Genomic DNA, 15,233 nt, shown 5'->3' on the forward strand with positions numbered 1-15,233 from the left:
TAAGCCAAAGACAGAAGGATGTTAGTACGCATGACGCATACGAAATTGCAGCGCGCGATCGCGCTGCGCGAACAAGGCGAGCCGGAGGCCGCCATGCGCCTCCTCGAAGACGTGGTCCGGAAAGAGCCCGGCCATGCGCAAGCCTGGTACCAGCTGGCTTGGGTCCACGATGTCCTGGGGCTGGAACGGGAGGCGGTGCCGCACTATGAACGGGCGCTGCGCTGCGGACTCGCCGGGGAAGACCGGGCGGGCGCGCTGCTCGGCTTGGGCAGCACGCTGCGGACGCTGGGCCGGTACGAAGAGTCGCTGGTACTGTTCGAGGAGGCCGTTAGGGAGTATCCCGGCCGGCGGGAGTTTCAGACGTTCCGGGCAATGACGCTGCATAACCTGAACCGGCACGCCGAAGCAATGGCCATCTTGCTGAGTCAGCTCGCGGAGACGAGCGGGGATTCCGGCATCGCGGCGTACCGGAACGCGATCGGCTTCTACGCGGACCAGCTGGACCGCGTGTGGGAAGCAGGCGCGGAGGAAGCGGCGGGCACGATAACCTTGCGTAAGGGCGTGCAGGAACACCCTCGCGAAGAGGAGAAGCGAACGATGGACTTGCCGAAGCCCGAACCGGCCCTATCGGCGGAAGAGAGCGGCTACGTCCGCAACCGGCTGATCGCGTATAACGCGAGCCGGCTGCCGGAAGCGTATCGCGACCGGTACGAAGAGATCAACCTGGTCCAGCGGGAGGCGGACGGCCGGATCATCGGCGGCGTCTTGAGCGTCTGCTGCTGGAACTGGCTCGAAATCGACATTCTCTGGGTCGATGACGCCTATCGCGGCCGGGGCGTAGGTTCCGCGCTGCTGGAGGCGGCGGAACGCGAGGCGAGGAAGCGGGATTGCGCGTTCGTGAAGCTGAACACGTTCTCGTTCCAGGCGCCGGCGTTTTACGCGCGACACGGCTATGCCGAGCTGGCCGTCATCGAGGACGCGCCGGCCGGACACCGGCATTATTATTTCATCAAGCCATTGCGGCATGAAGGGGATAACCGATCGTGAGCCGGTTCTTGGCGGCCTTTCCAGCCGCGTTCGGGGCCGAGCCCGAACGGGGATCGTCGGCGTGCGGCCTTCACTTTCGATCGACCGGAGGCGTGGGGAATGCAAGCGCATAAGCAAGAGACGGTCAGTCGACCGGTTTCAGCGGCAGACGCCGATCCGGATGCTGCGGCGGAACGGGAGCAAGCACGGATTGCCTTGATCCGCGAGCAGGAGAAGAAGTATCACGACGATTGCTACCGGAATCACGGTCTGTTCGAGCCCGGCTCTTGGCTGCATCGGCCCGTGCGGACCGTGATGGAGCTGCTCGCGGCGTTCGACGGCCGGGAAGAGCTGAGGGTGCTCGACCTCGGCTGCGGCGTCGGCCGGAACAGCATCCCGATCGCGGAAAAGCTGGCCGGACGGGAGGGTGCCGTCGTCTGCGTGGACCTGCTGGAGTCGGCGATCGCCCGATTGGCCGAATACGGCCGGATGTACGGCGTCGAAGCCCGCCTTCGGCCCGTGCTGTCGAGCATCGAATCGTTCGCGATCGAACCGGGCGGGTACGATTTCATCATCGCCGTATCGGCGCTGGAGCATCTGCGGTCGGAGACGGCATTGGCATCGAAACTCGGCGACATGGTCCGCGGCGTGCCGGCGGGCGGCATCGTCTGCATCATCGCCGGCACCGGCAATACGGAGACGGATGCGCGATCCGGGGAGCTGCTCGAGCCGATGTTCGAGCTGAATTTGCCGACGCCGGATATGTTAGCGCGGTTGGACGGTCATTTTGCCGGGTGGGACGTGTTGATGCGGTCCGTCAAGCCGCTTGCGTTCGACATCGAACGAAGCGGCCGCCCCGTCAAGCTGGCGACGGATTGCGTTACGTTCGCGGCGCGCAAGCCGGGCGGCGTACAGCGCCGTCCAACGCCGCGCGCTGATTAATCGCATCTATAGATAGCCAAAGGCCGAATACGGCGCTTCCGGGACTTGCCCGGGAGCGCCGTTTTTGCGTGGGGCGTTATGGGCGGCGCCCCCAGCGGCTCCCGGACGATGGATGCGGTGCTCGCGGCGGTGTGAGGAGGGAGAATTTTATCCGCAGTCGTCCCGCAACCGTCCCGCAGTCGTCGCCAACCGGAGAGAAATATGTCGTCAATCCGTCTATAATTCCTGAATATGGTTCTTTTGGATGATATATTCCGTACAAATTTCCCCCTTTCTATTCTCGCAATGTAACTTATAATGTAAGGAAGTTTTATTTCAAAAACATTTACAAACCATTCATATTCATCAGGAGGCACCAATGAACGGCATGCAACCATGGCTGCAGCTGATCGAGAAAGCTTCGCTCCGCATCCTGCAGCATGATCTACATCGAAGAACGGAGCTTCAGCAGCGCGAACGCGTCCTGCCGTTTTACGTCGTCGCCTTCGTTCGCGAAGGCGCCTGCCGCCTTCGCATCGGCGGCAAGGACTATTGCGCGCGGCAGGGAGAGGCGCTCTTCGTCCCGCCGAACGCGCTTCACGATCTCGTGAAAGATTCGGACGAGCCGGCGGCTTTCCTCACTTGGCACTTCACGCTCACGATCGCGGATTGCATCGACGCGCTGCAATGGTTTCAGCTCCCGCCGACCTTCCGCCTGCCCGAGCCGGAGCGGTTCGAAGCGATATTCCAACGGTACCGGCAGTGCGCGGAGCAGCCGCGGTCGCTCGCGGACAGCTTGAGCACGGGGGCCAAAGCGCAGGAGCTGGCGGCGATTCTGATTGAGAGCGCGCTCGCCCGGCCGGAAGTCCGGCTGAAAGCCGTCTACGCCGACGCGTTCACGGCGATCCTGAACGAACTGCTGGAAGCTCCGGAGGCCCGCATCGACCTTGCCGGGTTGGGGGAACGGTACCACATGCATCCGACGTACATTTCCAACCAGTTCAAACGCATCTTCTCGATCACGCCGATGCAGCTGCAGCTGCGGCTTCGCCTGTGCAAAGCGAAGCAGCTGCTCGAAACGGAGAAGCGGCCGATCGCCGAGATCGCCAAACTGACGGGATACGAGGATGCCGACGATTTTTCGCGCTTCTTCAAAAGCAAAACGGGCGTCTCGCCGCTCAAATACCGTAACGCATGCGATCAGGATCCGTACTGCTGACGGTCGCGGCCGCATCCTTCGCCGATTCCGCCAAGCCGCGCCGGCGTTCTTTGTTCTGAAACGTCGCCAAGATGCAGTGTACGTCTTGACTTGTCCGCTTTATAATGAATGAGTAGAACGGACAAGGCTGCCCGCATGGCACGCGCGGTCGGGCAGGCTGGTGCGGCGCCGCAGGCCGGCTGTCGCAGCCGGTTCGCAGTCTTTCGGCCCGCGGAGCGCATGGCGTTAGCCGGCCGGGCGGGACGGTGAGACGCCGAGCCGCGATTGACGCGAGGCGCCGCAGCCGCCGCCGCGGGAGCTCGCGGCAAGAGCCGCCAAGGAGACACGTCCTTGGCGGTTTTTTTCGTGCGGTTTCTTGCCCGGCCGGCTGGTTCTGGCAGCTGCTTTTTAGCCCTGTCACCAAACGCCGGCCTTAACGCGCATGCTCGAAATAAACGGATTCGTATGCGGCCAGCTCTTCCTCCGCGGCGGGCAGCGGATTGGCCCGGATGTTCGCTTTCAGGCCGTTGATCAGGCCAGGCTTGCGGAGCAGCAGGCGCAGCCGGTCCGCCAAATGCCGCGCGTCTCCGACCCGGAACGTATAGCCGTTCTGCCCGTCGACGATTTTCTCGGCCATGCCCCCGACGTTGGAGGCGACGACCGGTACATCCGAAGCCAGCGCTTCGTGCAGCGCGAGCGGGTAATTCTCGAACCAGACGGAGGGCATGACGGCGAGATCGGCCTCCTGGTAGATGCGGGCGAGATCCGATTCCGCATACGCGCCGTGGAACGTGATGCGCCGGTCGCCAGCGGCCCGCCGCCGCAGCGCGGCCTCGTACTCCGGCTTGCCTTCGCCGTAGATGCGGAGCCGGAGCCGGCGTGACGGCGCGAGGGACATCGCTCGGACGAGCACGTGCACGCCCTTGTGCTCATTCAGCGATCCGCCGTAGACGAGCGACAGCGGCGCGCCGGTCCGGTACGCGCGGACATTGGCGGCGAGCGTGCCGCGGCTCATGCCGTGCGGCAGCACTTCGACGTTCAACTCCGGCAGGACGCGCCGCACGTAAGCGGCGAGAAGAGGCGCTGCGCGCCTTGAAGCAGGGGGGCCATCGCCTGCAGCCGTTCACCGGCCTGCGGAATATGGCAGCGGGTCTGGCAAGCCGCGCCGCCTTCGGGTCCCCCGCACAGCTGCTTATCGACCCGAACCAGATTGAGCCGGGGGCAGACGGACCAATAATCCGTCAGCGTCATTACGTACGGGATGCCGAGCCGGAGCGAAGCTTGCACGAACGCGACGCCGCGCATCGCGTGCGCGACATGGACGAGATTCGGCTGCTCTCGGAGCAGCACCGCTTCCGCCCAGGCCGACAACCGGGGATTCTCGTCGATCGAGGACGATCCGGCCGGATCCTCGCGGACGTCCCGGTAGGCCAGAACGGGCACGCCGTCATACTCGTAGGCGCGACTGGCGATGCCGTCCGCATCCGCGGCGTCCTCGGGGAGCCGTTCGGCGTACGCCGCGACCGTCACGCGATGTCCACGCGCGATCATGCTGCGGGCGAGATTCAAGACGAATTTCTCCGTGCCGGTATACGATTCGGGATAGAAAGCATGAACGACGTACAGGATCGACAGCCGTTCGCCCGAGAGCATGCGCGCATTCGGCGGCTGCGGAACGTACGGACGCGCCTCGGGCAGCTGCAGCGCCGGCACTTGGAGCGTGGCAGCTCTCTCGCCGGCGGCTCCGGCGCTGCGGCGCGAGCGCGGGCTGCCTGCCGCGCGGCGGCGGCCGCGGGAATGTCCCGCACGCGCGGGGCGGCGCGATGCCCGCGCGCGCTTAGGCGCCCGGGCCGCGCCGCGCGCGGACTTCTTGCCCGACTTGCTCGCGGCGGCCGGTTTGCTCCGTTTGACCCTGGACGGGCGCAAGGTTCGTTTCCTCCTCAAGACGCACCTCCGATTGGCGGAATGATCAAGCTGGCTTGCTGGGGTATTCTATGACGGCGCGAACGCGTTGTCGAGGGCGTGCCGGCGCCCGATCTTTCGCCCCGAGGCAGGAAGGCGGGCCGACGGAAGCGAATGATGATGAGAGCATGACCGCGTAACGGCGGGTGCCGAGGGCCGTCGGGGAATGAGGAAGCGCGGCTCCAGACGGTCCGGCCATGGATTTCTATAACGTCAAGGCTAGCTTTGCGAACAGGCGGCGGGGAGCCATTTAGCTTCGAATGGGATGAAGCGGAAGCGCGCTATAACGGGCTGCGGCCCGCGATTTTGGAATGGTTTTGAGGTGAAATCGACTTGGAACGGCAATGGCAAAATTGGAAAGCAGCCGATGCCGAGGCGGCCGGGACCGGCCGGGACATCATCGGCTTGTACGCGCAGGCGGACGGCGATGCGGCGGCGTTCGGCCCGCAGGCGGAGGACGAGCTCACCGCCGCGCTGCGGGACGCGCTCATCGCGCTCGACGCCCGTTGGGCGGCCGGGACGAAGAGCGCCGCTGCGGCGATTCGCCGGGACAACGCGCTCGTCGTGACGGCCCGCGCTTCGAACGCGGTCCGGCTGGCGTCGGCGGGCACGGCGGATCTGTTCGGCGTCACGCCCGCGACCGGTGCCGCCGGCCGGTTGTTTGAACTGTTGGAGGCGGCCGGCGGCGGGGTGACCGATGCTTTGCGGGCGCGGCTGCGGGAGCTGCGGGCGCCGGCCGTGCTGGCCATCGGCCGGCTGGCGGAAGCGCTGTCGCGGCCGGAGGCGCCGGTCGTCTTTGAATGGGCGGCGCCGGCCAGCGGCCGCCGCGCCGCGGAATTGGATCCGCGCCTGCTCCAAGAAATGAGCGCCTATATCGACGCGGCGGAGACGACGTCGATCTTCGTCCCGGTCCGCGGCAGATTGACCGCGCTGAACGCCGCCGGCCGGTCGTTCCGGCTCGAGGGTGACGACGGACGAAGCTATGCCGGCAAATTATCCGGCGAGCTCCGGCGCCGGTTCCTCCGCTCTGAGGCGGCGCTGCCCGTCCTGCCGGCGGCAGCGGAAGCGCTCGTCGAGCGGCGGACCATCTACCGGGCGAGCATCGACGAGGAGACGACCGTCGACGTGCTGACGGAGCTGGACACCGACCCGGGGCTGGACCGGCACGAGACGCTGCAGTCGCTCCGGGAGCTGCGCGGCCGCTTGGACGCCGCGCTGGAGCAGGATGGCGGCTACGAGCAGCCGTTGCCCGTCGCCGCCGGCGATTACGCGGAGCTGGCGGACTTCGCGGAGCGCCTGGCCGGCAGCAATCCGCTGAAGGGAGCCCGGCTGGCGCTGCGGACCGCGGACGTGGCGGAGCTGCAAGCGCTGCTCGCGGAAGGCCGGCCGATCGGAAGGCTGGCGGCAGCGGACGGGTTCGTCCATGCGGCCGAAGACGACGGCGGAGACGGCTACGACGAGGAACCGGCGGCGCGGGCCGCGAGGCAGAGGGCCGCCGCGGAGCGGCAGAAGCTGGCGGCTGCGGCTTATGCCGATAGCGTGAAGCTCGCGGGCCGCCTCGCGAACATGATCGGCGATCTCGAGCGCGAGATGCCCTGATTCCGCGTGCCGAAGGCAGCGACAAGCGCACGTTGGCAGCATACGTTTCGGCAAGGCAAGGCAAGGCAAGCGTGCGAGTCCTTTCGAAGGACTTGCTTTTTTGGGTTCCGCGCGCGGCGGACGCCGGCCGGGAGGCGCGGTTTCGCCCGGGCGAGCCGGGAGCCTCTTTCCGATATCGCCGATCCCTTAACGTCAACTCCCTGAAAACTGCCGGACGGCTCGCCGTCCGGCGGTTTTCGTTTTCCCGGGCCGCGCCCGAAAAACGCTATTGTACGAATCCCGGGAGCGTTATATAATCTATGTGCCCGAGCACGACATTCATGTAACCGCTGTCATACGGCGGTTCGATGCAAATCCGACGAATAAAGGAGGGATGCCGAATGCACCGATACGCAGCAACGGTACGCGACGAGGACGGCATGTCCGTCCTCGTGCTGACGGACGGGGCGGCCGGCGCCGAGGCCAGGCTGCTTCCGGAAGCGGGCAACAACTTGTTCGCCTTCGCGAGCGGCGGCCGCGACGCGATCCGGACGCCGGTCTCGCTCCGGACGCTTCGGGACGAGGCCGGCTCGAAGTACGGCACGCCCGTGCTGTCGCCGCCGAACCGGATCCGCGACGGCTGCTTTACGTTCCGCGGCCGCGATTATCGGCTCCCGCTCAACGAGCCGCCGGATCATCACCTGCACGGCGAGCTGTGCCGCCGCGCATGGGAGATCGTCGGCTTCGGCGCCGACGGGGAGGGGGCGTGGGCGACCTGCCGGTTCCGGTATGCGGATCACTCCGATATCTTGGCCTATTTTCCGCACGCGCTGACCTTTACGGTCACGTACCGGCTGCAGGACGGCCGGCTGCGCATGGAGAGCGTCATCCGCAACGAAGGCGCGGACGAAGCGCCGTTCGCCTACGGGCTGCATCCGTATTTCGCGGTGCCGGGAGGCAGCGCTTCGAGCGCGGCACTCAGCCTGCCGGCGAGCGAACAATGGCCGATCACGAATTTGTCGTTCGTGACCGGCAAGCCGTCCGCCACCGCGTACAGCCGGACCGTCGCCGGCGAGGGCGGCGCCCCGCTCGCGGAGATTCCGCCGCTCGGCTGCGCCATGCTGACGCTTGATCCGCAGGCCGACCCGGTCTGCCGCATCGCGTTCGGCGATGCCGGCTATTCGGTCCTGTACCGGCTCGACCGCGCATTCCGTTTCGTACTGCTGTTCCGGCCGGATTGGGACGACGCGTTCTCGATCGAGCCCTACACGTACGTGACGGACGCCTTCAACCTGCCGTACGAGCAGGAGCTGACGGGGGCGCAGGGCATTCCCGCAGGCGAGGAACGGCGCCTCGAAACGGGCATTTGGATCGAAGACCACCCATCCTAAGACGCGAAGGAGGAGGAACGCATGGAGCCTATCGATTTCGAATCGATCATCGCACCGGAGCTTCCGAAGCGCATGGATTACCGGATCGGCTGCATCGGTTCGGGCTTCATCATGCGCGACTGCCATCTGGTCGCCTACCGCGACGCCGGCTTCAACCCCGTCGCCATCGCCTCCCGTACGTACGGGAACGCGCAGGCCGCCGCCGAGCTGCGAGGCATTCCCAAGGTACACCGCACGTGGGAGGAGCTCGTCCGGGATCCGGACATCGAGATCCTCGACGTCGCGTACCCGCCGGACCGGCAGCTCGAGATCGTGCGGGAAGCCGTCAAGCAGCCCCACATCCTGGGCATTCTGTGCCAGAAGCCGCTGGCGATGAACGCGCGCGAGGCGCACGAAATCGTGGCGCTGTGCGAGGGGGCGGGCATTAAGCTCGCGGTCAATTCCAACATGCGGTACGATCAGTCCATCCGCGCCTTGAAAGCGATTCTCGAACGCGGCCTTCTGGGCGAGCCGGTGCTTGCGACGATCGAGATGCGGGCCATTCCGCATTGGCAGCCGTTCCTGGAACAGTACGACCACATCGAGCTGCTGAACATGGGCATCCATCACATCGACGCGTTCCGCTACCTGTTCGGCGACCCGGAGACCGTCACGGCGGTCGCGCGGCGCGATCCGCGCACGGCGTTCCCGCATCTCGACGGCATCACGCAGTACACGTTCGCGTATGCGAACGAACTGCTGGCGACGAGCCTCGACGACGTCTGGGCGTGGCCGGGCGAAGGCACCGAGAAGGACCTGTACATCAAGTGGCGCGTCGAAGGTCTGGACGGCATGGCGACGGGCACGATCGGCTGGCCGCTGTACCCGGAGCGCTGCCCGAGCACGCTGGCGTTCACGACCCGCCGGGCGCCGAACGAATGGATTCGCCCGCGCTGGGACCGCGTCTGGTTCCCGGATGCGTTCCAGGGCACGATGGCGCAGCTGCTGCGGGCTGTTGAGACCGGCACCGAGCCCGAAATCGGCGGGCGGGACAACTTGCGCACGATGGCCGCGGTCGACGCTTGCTACCGGTCGATCGCCGAAGGCAGGACGATCCGGTTCGCCGACGTGCTCGGCGAACACTAACCGTTACGGGAGGTTATGCTTCATGCTTTCAGTAGGCATTTTCAACGCGTATTATCCGTACACGCTGCAGGAGTCGATCGCGCGCATCCAGAAGGACGGATTCTCCTGCGTGCAGCTCGACTTGGCCTTCAAGGACATGGACCTGTCTCCGGAATCGCTGACGCGGGACAAATGCCGCGTGATCCGCGACGCTTTCCGAGACGCCAATCTGCCGATCGTCTGCATCTCCGGCTACACGAACCTGATCCATGCCGATCCGGTCAAGCGCCGGCAGAACGTGCAGGGCGTGAAGAATATCCTGCAGTTCGCCCGCGAGCTCGGCAGTCCCTACGTCGTCAGCGAGACGGGCACGTTCAACACTGAAAGCGACTGGGTGTGGGATCCCCGCAATGGCACCGAGGAGGCGTACGAGGAGACGTGCCGGCAGATTGAGGAACTGGCCAAATTCGCGTACGACCACGGCGCGGTGTTCCTAGTCGAAAACTACGTGAACAACGTCATCGGCTCCGTCGACCAAGTCGCGCGTCTGTTCGCGGACGTGAACCATCCCGGCCTCGGGCTGCTCATGGATCCGACGAATTATTTCACGGACGACAACATCGACCGGATCGACGAGACGCTGCACCGGATATTCGATACGCTTGGGGATCGAATCAAAATCGCGCACGCCAAGGACTGCAAGCGGGCCGAGGACACCGGCGAGAAGCACGCCGCCATCGACGCCTCGGAATCCCATTCGTTCCGCGGCGCCGGCGCCGTCGAGCTGCCCGCGCCGGGGCTCGGGAACCTGAATTACGACCTGTACCTGCAGCGGCTGGCGAGGCTGCATCCGAACATCCCGATCATCATCGAGCACTTGGACGAGGCGGACATTCCGCGCGCGAAAGCGTTCCTCGATGGGAAGCTCAAGCAGGCCGGCGTCTAGCTTCGCCCCGCATTTCATAATCGCTCCGGACGATCTGCACGGTTAGCCGCGCGATCGCTTGACGCGCATCCGCTCGTCGCGCATTCAGCCGGACGCCTCCGGACAGACAGTCACATCCGCGAGACGCTTCCGATCAGGCAAGCTTGGCCGCAATAAGGGCTTGTGAGCGCCGGCGATTCGCTTTATAATGAGAAGTGTGCCCGAGCACATTACCAGGATTAGGAGCGAATCATGACCGTAACCATCAGGGAAATCGCACGAAGAGCGGGCGTCTCGCGGGGCACGGTGGACCGGGTGCTGAACGGCAGGCCGGGCGTGAAGCCGGATGTCCGCGACCGGATCCTCGAGATCGTGAACGACTTGCAGTATGTGCCGAATTTAGCCGCCAAGGCGCTGGCTTATCAGAAAAATCCGATCGTATTCGGCATCGTGATGCCGCCGAAGGACATCCGGTTCTTCGATTTCATCCGCAGCGGCATCGGCGACGCTGCCGAGGAGCTGAAGGATCTCGGCGTCCGCCTCGATTACCGCTACGTGGACAACGAGCGGCCCGACGAAGGGGCCGCCGCGATCCGCGAGCTGGTCGAGGCAGGCGTCAGCGGCATCCTGTTCTCGGTCATGGACGACGATCTGATCCGGGCGAGCATCGACTTTGCCGCGGAACGCGGCGTCCCCGTGGTCACGTTCAATTCGGACGTCGAGGGGAGCAAGCGGCTCTGCTTCGTCGGCCAGGATCTGCGCAAGAGCGGCCTCGTCGCGGCCGGGCTCATGACCCGCGTGCTGCAGGCGGAAGCGAAGGTCGCCATCGTCACGGGCAGCCTGAAGTTCCACGCCCACCGCTCGCGCGTCGAAGGCTTCAGGCAGGGGCTCGCCGAACGGGGCAGCCGGCTGGAACCGGTCGCCGTGATCGAAGGCTTCGACCGCTACGCCGATACGTTCGAACGGCTGGACCGCGTCCTCGCCGAGCATCCGGACCTCGCCGGCATCTACATGGCGACCGGCGACGTCGCCGCCTGCGTCGACGCCATCAAGCGGCATGGCAGGGAAGGCCGGGTCCGCGTCGTCTGCAACGACCTGCTGCCGGCGGCGGAGCAGGGGATGCGCGAGCGGATCATCGATTTTACGATCGTCCAGAACCCGGAACGGCAGGGCTACTTGTCGCTGCGGATCTTGTTCGATCACGTGTTCGCCGGCAAGCAGCCCGAGGCGGAGCATCATTTTACGGAGACGCACATTTATATTCCCGAAAGCCTGTAAGGCTTTCTTTTTTGGGCATGTCCGTGCCCGGGCACAGTACAGCTTTGGAAAGGGGAGTCCGAAACGATGGCTGTTGTCGTACAGCGAAGGGATTACGGCTTGCAGGGCACCGAGAGCAAGCGGGCGGAGGAGAAGGGGCTGGCGTCGGCGGAATGGTACGCGACGCCGATTCCGCGGACGAAGATGAAGGAGCTGATGAAGCGCAAGGACGGGCCGGCGATTCGGGACACGCTGATCTGGTTCGGCGGCCTGATCGCGCTCGGCTATCTCGGTTATCTCTCCTGGGGGACGTGGTGGGCGGTTCCGGCGTTCTTCCTCTACGGCCTGCTCTATGCGACGCCCGGCGATTCGAGATGGCATGAATGCGGGCACGGCACCGCGTTCAAGACGCCATGGATGAACGACGCCGTCTACCATATCGCCTCGTTCTGCGTGCTGCGGTCCGCCACGCCGTGGCGCTGGAGCCACGCCCGCCATCATACCGATACGATCATCGTCGGCCGGGACCCGGAGATCATTACGCCGAGACCGCCGATCTGGAAAATCCTGTACATGCAGCTGTTCCATCTCTACGGCGGCCCGGTCGAGATCAAGCGGTTCGCGCTTCACGCGGCCGGCCGGATGGAAGCGCAGGAGAAGACGTATATCCCGGCATCCGAATATCCGAAAGTGTTCCGCGAAGCCCGCGTCTACCTGCTGATCTTCCTGGCCGTCATCGCCGCTTGCCTCTTCACGGGGAGCATCCTGCCGGCGATGTACGTCATCCTGCCGTCGTTCTACGGCGGCCTGCTGGTGCTGCTGTTCGGCATCACGCAGCATCTCGGGCTTTACGAGGACGTGCTGGATCACCGGCTGAATACGCGGACGATCTACATGAACCGGATTTTCCGTTACTTGTACTGGAACATGAATTACCACGTCGAGCATCATATGTTTCCGATGGTGCCGTTCCATGCGCTGCCGAAGCTGCACGAAGCGATGAAGCACGACTGCCCGCCGGCGCGTCCGAGCTTCGCGGCGGCGCTGAGGGAAGTGTTCGCCGCGCTGCGCAGGCAGAAGCACGACCCGGCGTACGTCGTCGTCAAGCCGCTGCCGGTCACGGCGCAGCCGTACCGGTACGGCCCCGAACGCGCCGCGGAAGCGGACTATTTGTCAAGGAGCGAAGCGTAATGGCAAACGGAGAATGGGTGGAAGTATGCGGGGCGGGTAAGATCGAGGCCGAGGACGTGATCCGCTTCGACCTCGCCGAACGGAGCTTCGCGGTCTACCGGACGGAGAAGGGCGGCTATTACGCGACCGATGGCTTCTGCACGCACGGCCGGTTTCATCTGGCGGATGGCCTCGTCATGGGGAATCTGATCGAATGCCCGAAGCATAACGGGCGTTTCGATATTCCGAGCGGCGCCGCGGTCCGCGTACCCGCGTGCAAGGATTTGCAGACGTATCCGGTCAAAGTCGAAGCGAACAAGGTGTTTATTCAGCTGTGAGCGAACCTGGGGGAGCCGCGCGATTCGCGCGGCTTTTTTGGCATGCGCGGCGGCTTGGCCGCCTGCATTGCAATGAGAGCGCAATATTTCCAAATCCGCCTCGTGGTATAACGGAAACGGGCGGGCGAGGACCCGCCGACACGAGAGGAGCTGGGAGCATGAACAGACTGGAAGGGAAAATCGCCGTGGTGACGGGCGCGAGCCGCGGCATCGGCCGCGCGGTCGCGCTGCGGCTCGCCAAGGAAGGGGCGCTGACGGCCGTGCACTACGGCCGGAACCGGGATCGCGCGGAAGCGGTCGTCCGGGAGATCGAACGGGAGGGCGGGTCGGCGTTCGCGGTCGGAGCCGATTTAAGCTCGGCGGACGGCGCGCTCCGGCTTTGCGAAGCGCTGGATCGGGCGCTGGCAGCGCGGACGGACGACGTCCGGTTCGACATTCTCGTGAACAACGCGGGGATCGGCCTGCCGGTCGCCATCGGCGATACGACGGAAGCCGCGTTCGACGAGCTCATGGCGGTGAACGCCAAAGCGCCGTTCTTCCTCATCCGGCAAGCGCTGCCGCGGCTTCGGGACGGGGGCCGCATCGTCAATCTGTCGTCCGCGGTCACGCGCATCTCCTTGCCGGCCGTTCCGGCGTACAGCATGACGAAAGGGGCCGTCAACGCGCTGACGCTCGCCTTGGCCACGCAGCTCGCGCCGCGCGGCATTACGATCAACGCCGTGCAGCCCGGCTTCGTCGCGACCGATATGAACGCCGGGATGCTGCAGGATCCCGAGGCTGAGCGGTTCGGCGCCGGCTATGCCGCGTTCGGCCGGTGGGGCCAGCCGGAGGACGTCGCGGACGTCGTCGCCTTCCTGGCGTCGCCGGACAGCCGGTGGGTCACCGGGCAGTTGATCGACGCGAGCGGCGGCTCGCATCTGTAATTCGGCGGCGACGATGCATGAGCCGGTTCGGCCGGCGAGGCGGGGGGGACATCGAGTTGCGGCCAAGCCCTATCCGTGTAAGGGTTTCCATGATAGAATAATGGCAGGTTTTACAGCACTTATTCGGAGGGGATTGCAATGACATGGACCGTCATGACGTTTAACCTTAGGAATTCCGGGGCGAAAGACGGGGATAACGCATGGCCGAATCGCATCTCGGCGGTGGCGGAGACGATCCGGACGCATGCGCCCGGCCTGTTCGGCATTCAGGAAGGGTTTCTGCATATGCTCGAGGAGCTAAACGCGCTCCTGCCGGACTATGCCTGGATCGGCGAGGGCCGCGGCGGCGGCACGGAGGACGAGCACTGCGCGATCTTTTATCGCAAGGCCGACTTCGAAGTCCTCGAGCAGGGACAGTTCTGGCTGTCCGAGACGCCGGAGATGGCGCGCAGCATCAGCTGGGACAGCTCGCTGCCGCGCATCTGCACGTGGGGCCGTTTCCGCGAGATCGGGGCGCCGGAACGCGAGATCACGGTGTACAACACGCATCTCGACCACATCGGGGAGCGGGCACGGGAGCAGGGGATGCGCCTCGTGCTGCGGAGCATGGCGCGCGAGGGGCAGGAGCGTCCGGCGGTGCTGATGGGCGATTTCAACGCCGAGCCGGGCGACCGCGTCATCCGCTTCCTTCGCGGTCAGACCGACATCGACGGTGACCGTTCCGTCCTGACCGATGCGTACTCCGTGCTGAATGAAGCGCCCGGCCGCACGTTCCACGACTTCCGAGGCGGCATGGAGGGCGGGCCGATCGATTATATTTTCGTCAACGCGCCGCTGACGGTGACTGCCGTGCAGGTGGATCGCGGCCTGACGGACGGCCGTTACCCGTCGGACCATTATCCCGTCGTCGCGCGCATCGAGCCGCGGGCGTAAGCGGCCGCGCGCGCAAACGAACCGTACGGGCGAAGAGGCGGAGGAGGCAACGAATCCGCGAGTTCCGGGTGGTACCGCGAGCATAGCAATCTCGTCCCTGAGACTACGATATTCTTGGGGGCGGGATTTTTTTATTTGGCGGGTTAGCCGGGGGACCGCTCGGGAGCACGGGGCAAGCATGCGTTGCGGACACAACAAATGAGGGTTGTCAGCGATGACAAGATTGAAAGCGGCCGTCGTCGGCGCGACGGGCATGGCGGGCCAGCAGTTCGTGCAGGCTTTGTCCCAACATCCGAATTTCGAAGTGGTGCAATGCGTGCCGGCGACTGGGATATTGAGGATTAATGCCGTTATTTCTATCATTAATTATTCATGGCGTTAAATTATTTGTTTCGCGGACTTTTTTCACTTGGCGTCCGGCTGGCGTCCGATCGGCTCACGCCGCGGCGGCACGAAATCGCCGGATTCGGACACCGAACGACGGAATTCGTGTATAATAGAGGCTCG

The 15,233-nt window shown here is 65.0% G+C and carries 15 protein-coding genes; 13 read left to right on the top strand and 2 right to left on the bottom strand.

The annotated features are described in order from the left end of the window. Window positions 1-30 precede the first annotated feature (30 nt). The 3 genes from ACFPB1_RS13920 to ACFPB1_RS13930 all read left to right on the top strand — a co-directional run bounded on the left by ACFPB1_RS13920 (window position 31) and on the right by ACFPB1_RS13930 (window position 3,166). Window positions 31-1,047: a tetratricopeptide repeat protein gene (locus tag ACFPB1_RS13920; RefSeq protein WP_379226211.1), complete on the top strand. Its 1,017-nt coding sequence runs from the start codon at window positions 31-33 to the stop codon at window positions 1,045-1,047. A gap of 99 nt (window positions 1,048-1,146) precedes the next feature. Next, complete coding sequence (locus tag ACFPB1_RS13925) at window positions 1,147-1,968, top strand: class I SAM-dependent methyltransferase (RefSeq protein WP_379226213.1); 822 nt, start codon at window positions 1,147-1,149, stop codon at window positions 1,966-1,968. Between the two features lie 358 nt (window positions 1,969-2,326). Further along, entirely contained in the window at window positions 2,327-3,166 is an 840-nt protein-coding gene (locus ACFPB1_RS13930) for a helix-turn-helix transcriptional regulator (RefSeq protein WP_379226215.1), read from the top strand. A gap of 412 nt (window positions 3,167-3,578) precedes the next feature. Here the strand turns inward: ACFPB1_RS13930 and ACFPB1_RS13935 are convergent, their stop codons facing one another. Both ACFPB1_RS13935 and ACFPB1_RS13940 read right to left on the bottom strand, forming a co-directional pair. Beyond that, a complete protein-coding gene (locus ACFPB1_RS13935; RefSeq protein WP_379226217.1) occupies window positions 3,579-4,187 on the bottom strand; it encodes a glycosyltransferase in 609 nt (202 codons plus the stop codon). Then, complete coding sequence (locus ACFPB1_RS13940) at window positions 4,184-5,071, bottom strand: glycosyltransferase (protein ID WP_379226219.1); 888 nt, start codon at window positions 5,069-5,071, stop codon at window positions 4,184-4,186. Before ACFPB1_RS13940 ends, ACFPB1_RS13935 begins: the two co-directional genes overlap by 4 nt. A 369-nt stretch (window positions 5,072-5,440) precedes the next feature. Here ACFPB1_RS13940 and ACFPB1_RS13945 point away from each other — a divergent pair, with 369 nt between their 5' ends. The 10 genes from ACFPB1_RS13945 (at window position 5,441) to ACFPB1_RS13990 (ending at window position 15,108) form a co-directional block, all read left to right on the top strand. Further along, window positions 5,441-6,706 carry a hypothetical protein gene (locus ACFPB1_RS13945; protein WP_379226221.1) on the top strand — a complete coding sequence of 422 codons (1,266 nt, stop codon included), beginning with the start codon at window positions 5,441-5,443 and terminating at the stop codon, window positions 6,704-6,706. Between the two features lie 380 nt (window positions 6,707-7,086). Then, the gene (locus tag ACFPB1_RS13950) at window positions 7,087-8,076 is read left to right on the top strand and encodes an aldose 1-epimerase (protein WP_379226223.1); all 990 of its coding nucleotides are present in this window, start codon (window positions 7,087-7,089) and stop codon (window positions 8,074-8,076) included. Between the two features lie 21 nt (window positions 8,077-8,097). Continuing rightward, a complete protein-coding gene (locus ACFPB1_RS13955) occupies window positions 8,098-9,201 on the top strand; it encodes a Gfo/Idh/MocA family protein (protein ID WP_379226225.1) in 1,104 nt (367 codons plus the stop codon). A gap of 22 nt (window positions 9,202-9,223) precedes the next feature. Further along, window positions 9,224-10,126, top strand: a complete 903-nt coding sequence (locus tag ACFPB1_RS13960; RefSeq protein ID WP_379226227.1) for a sugar phosphate isomerase/epimerase family protein — start codon at window positions 9,224-9,226, stop codon at window positions 10,124-10,126. Between the two features lie 231 nt (window positions 10,127-10,357). Then, complete coding sequence (locus tag ACFPB1_RS13965; protein WP_379226229.1) at window positions 10,358-11,383, top strand: LacI family DNA-binding transcriptional regulator; 1,026 nt, start codon at window positions 10,358-10,360, stop codon at window positions 11,381-11,383. A gap of 66 nt (window positions 11,384-11,449) precedes the next feature. Then, window positions 11,450-12,553, top strand: coding sequence for a fatty acid desaturase family protein (locus tag ACFPB1_RS13970; RefSeq protein WP_379226231.1), 1,104 nt, complete (start codon window positions 11,450-11,452; stop codon window positions 12,551-12,553). Next, window positions 12,553-12,870 (top strand): MocE family 2Fe-2S type ferredoxin, encoded by a 318-nt coding sequence (locus ACFPB1_RS13975; RefSeq protein WP_379226233.1) that lies wholly within the window; start codon window positions 12,553-12,555, stop codon window positions 12,868-12,870. The genes ACFPB1_RS13970 and ACFPB1_RS13975 overlap by 1 nt, the downstream gene beginning before the upstream one ends. A 158-nt stretch (window positions 12,871-13,028) precedes the next feature. Continuing rightward, window positions 13,029-13,793 (top strand): SDR family oxidoreductase, encoded by a 765-nt coding sequence (locus ACFPB1_RS13980; protein ID WP_379226235.1) that lies wholly within the window; start codon window positions 13,029-13,031, stop codon window positions 13,791-13,793. 138 nt (window positions 13,794-13,931) lie between these two features. Further along, window positions 13,932-14,726: an endonuclease/exonuclease/phosphatase family protein gene (locus ACFPB1_RS13985; RefSeq protein ID WP_379226237.1), complete on the top strand. Its 795-nt coding sequence runs from the start codon at window positions 13,932-13,934 to the stop codon at window positions 14,724-14,726. Between the two features lie 214 nt (window positions 14,727-14,940). Beyond that, window positions 14,941-15,108, top strand: coding sequence for a hypothetical protein (locus ACFPB1_RS13990; RefSeq protein ID WP_379226239.1), 168 nt, complete (start codon window positions 14,941-14,943; stop codon window positions 15,106-15,108). The last annotated feature ends 125 nt before the right edge of the window (window positions 15,109-15,233 follow it).

This window comes from Paenibacillus sp. GCM10023250 (assembly GCF_042653205.1).
In the GTDB taxonomy this organism is placed as follows: Bacteria; Bacillota; Bacilli; order Paenibacillales; family Paenibacillaceae; genus Paenibacillus_Z.

Coding starts and splice junctions, on each gene's coding strand:
- ACFPB1_RS13970 (WP_379226231.1), top strand. CDS start 11,450: ATGGCTGTTGTCGTACAGCGAAGGGATTACGGCTTGCAGGGCACCGAG.
- ACFPB1_RS13930 (WP_379226215.1), top strand. CDS start 2,327: ATGAACGGCATGCAACCATGGCTGCAGCTGATCGAGAAAGCTTCGCTC.
- ACFPB1_RS13975 (WP_379226233.1), top strand. CDS start 12,553: ATGGCAAACGGAGAATGGGTGGAAGTATGCGGGGCGGGTAAGATCGAG.
- ACFPB1_RS13960 (WP_379226227.1), top strand. CDS start 9,224: ATGCTTTCAGTAGGCATTTTCAACGCGTATTATCCGTACACGCTGCAG.
- ACFPB1_RS13980 (WP_379226235.1), top strand. CDS start 13,029: ATGAACAGACTGGAAGGGAAAATCGCCGTGGTGACGGGCGCGAGCCGC.
- ACFPB1_RS13950 (WP_379226223.1), top strand. CDS start 7,087: ATGCACCGATACGCAGCAACGGTACGCGACGAGGACGGCATGTCCGTC.
- ACFPB1_RS13990 (WP_379226239.1), top strand. CDS start 14,941: ATGACAAGATTGAAAGCGGCCGTCGTCGGCGCGACGGGCATGGCGGGC.
- ACFPB1_RS13925 (WP_379226213.1), top strand. CDS start 1,147: ATGCAAGCGCATAAGCAAGAGACGGTCAGTCGACCGGTTTCAGCGGCA.
- ACFPB1_RS13955 (WP_379226225.1), top strand. CDS start 8,098: ATGGAGCCTATCGATTTCGAATCGATCATCGCACCGGAGCTTCCGAAG.
- ACFPB1_RS13985 (WP_379226237.1), top strand. CDS start 13,932: ATGACATGGACCGTCATGACGTTTAACCTTAGGAATTCCGGGGCGAAA.
- ACFPB1_RS13965 (WP_379226229.1), top strand. CDS start 10,358: ATGACCGTAACCATCAGGGAAATCGCACGAAGAGCGGGCGTCTCGCGG.
- ACFPB1_RS13920 (WP_379226211.1), top strand. CDS start 31: ATGACGCATACGAAATTGCAGCGCGCGATCGCGCTGCGCGAACAAGGC.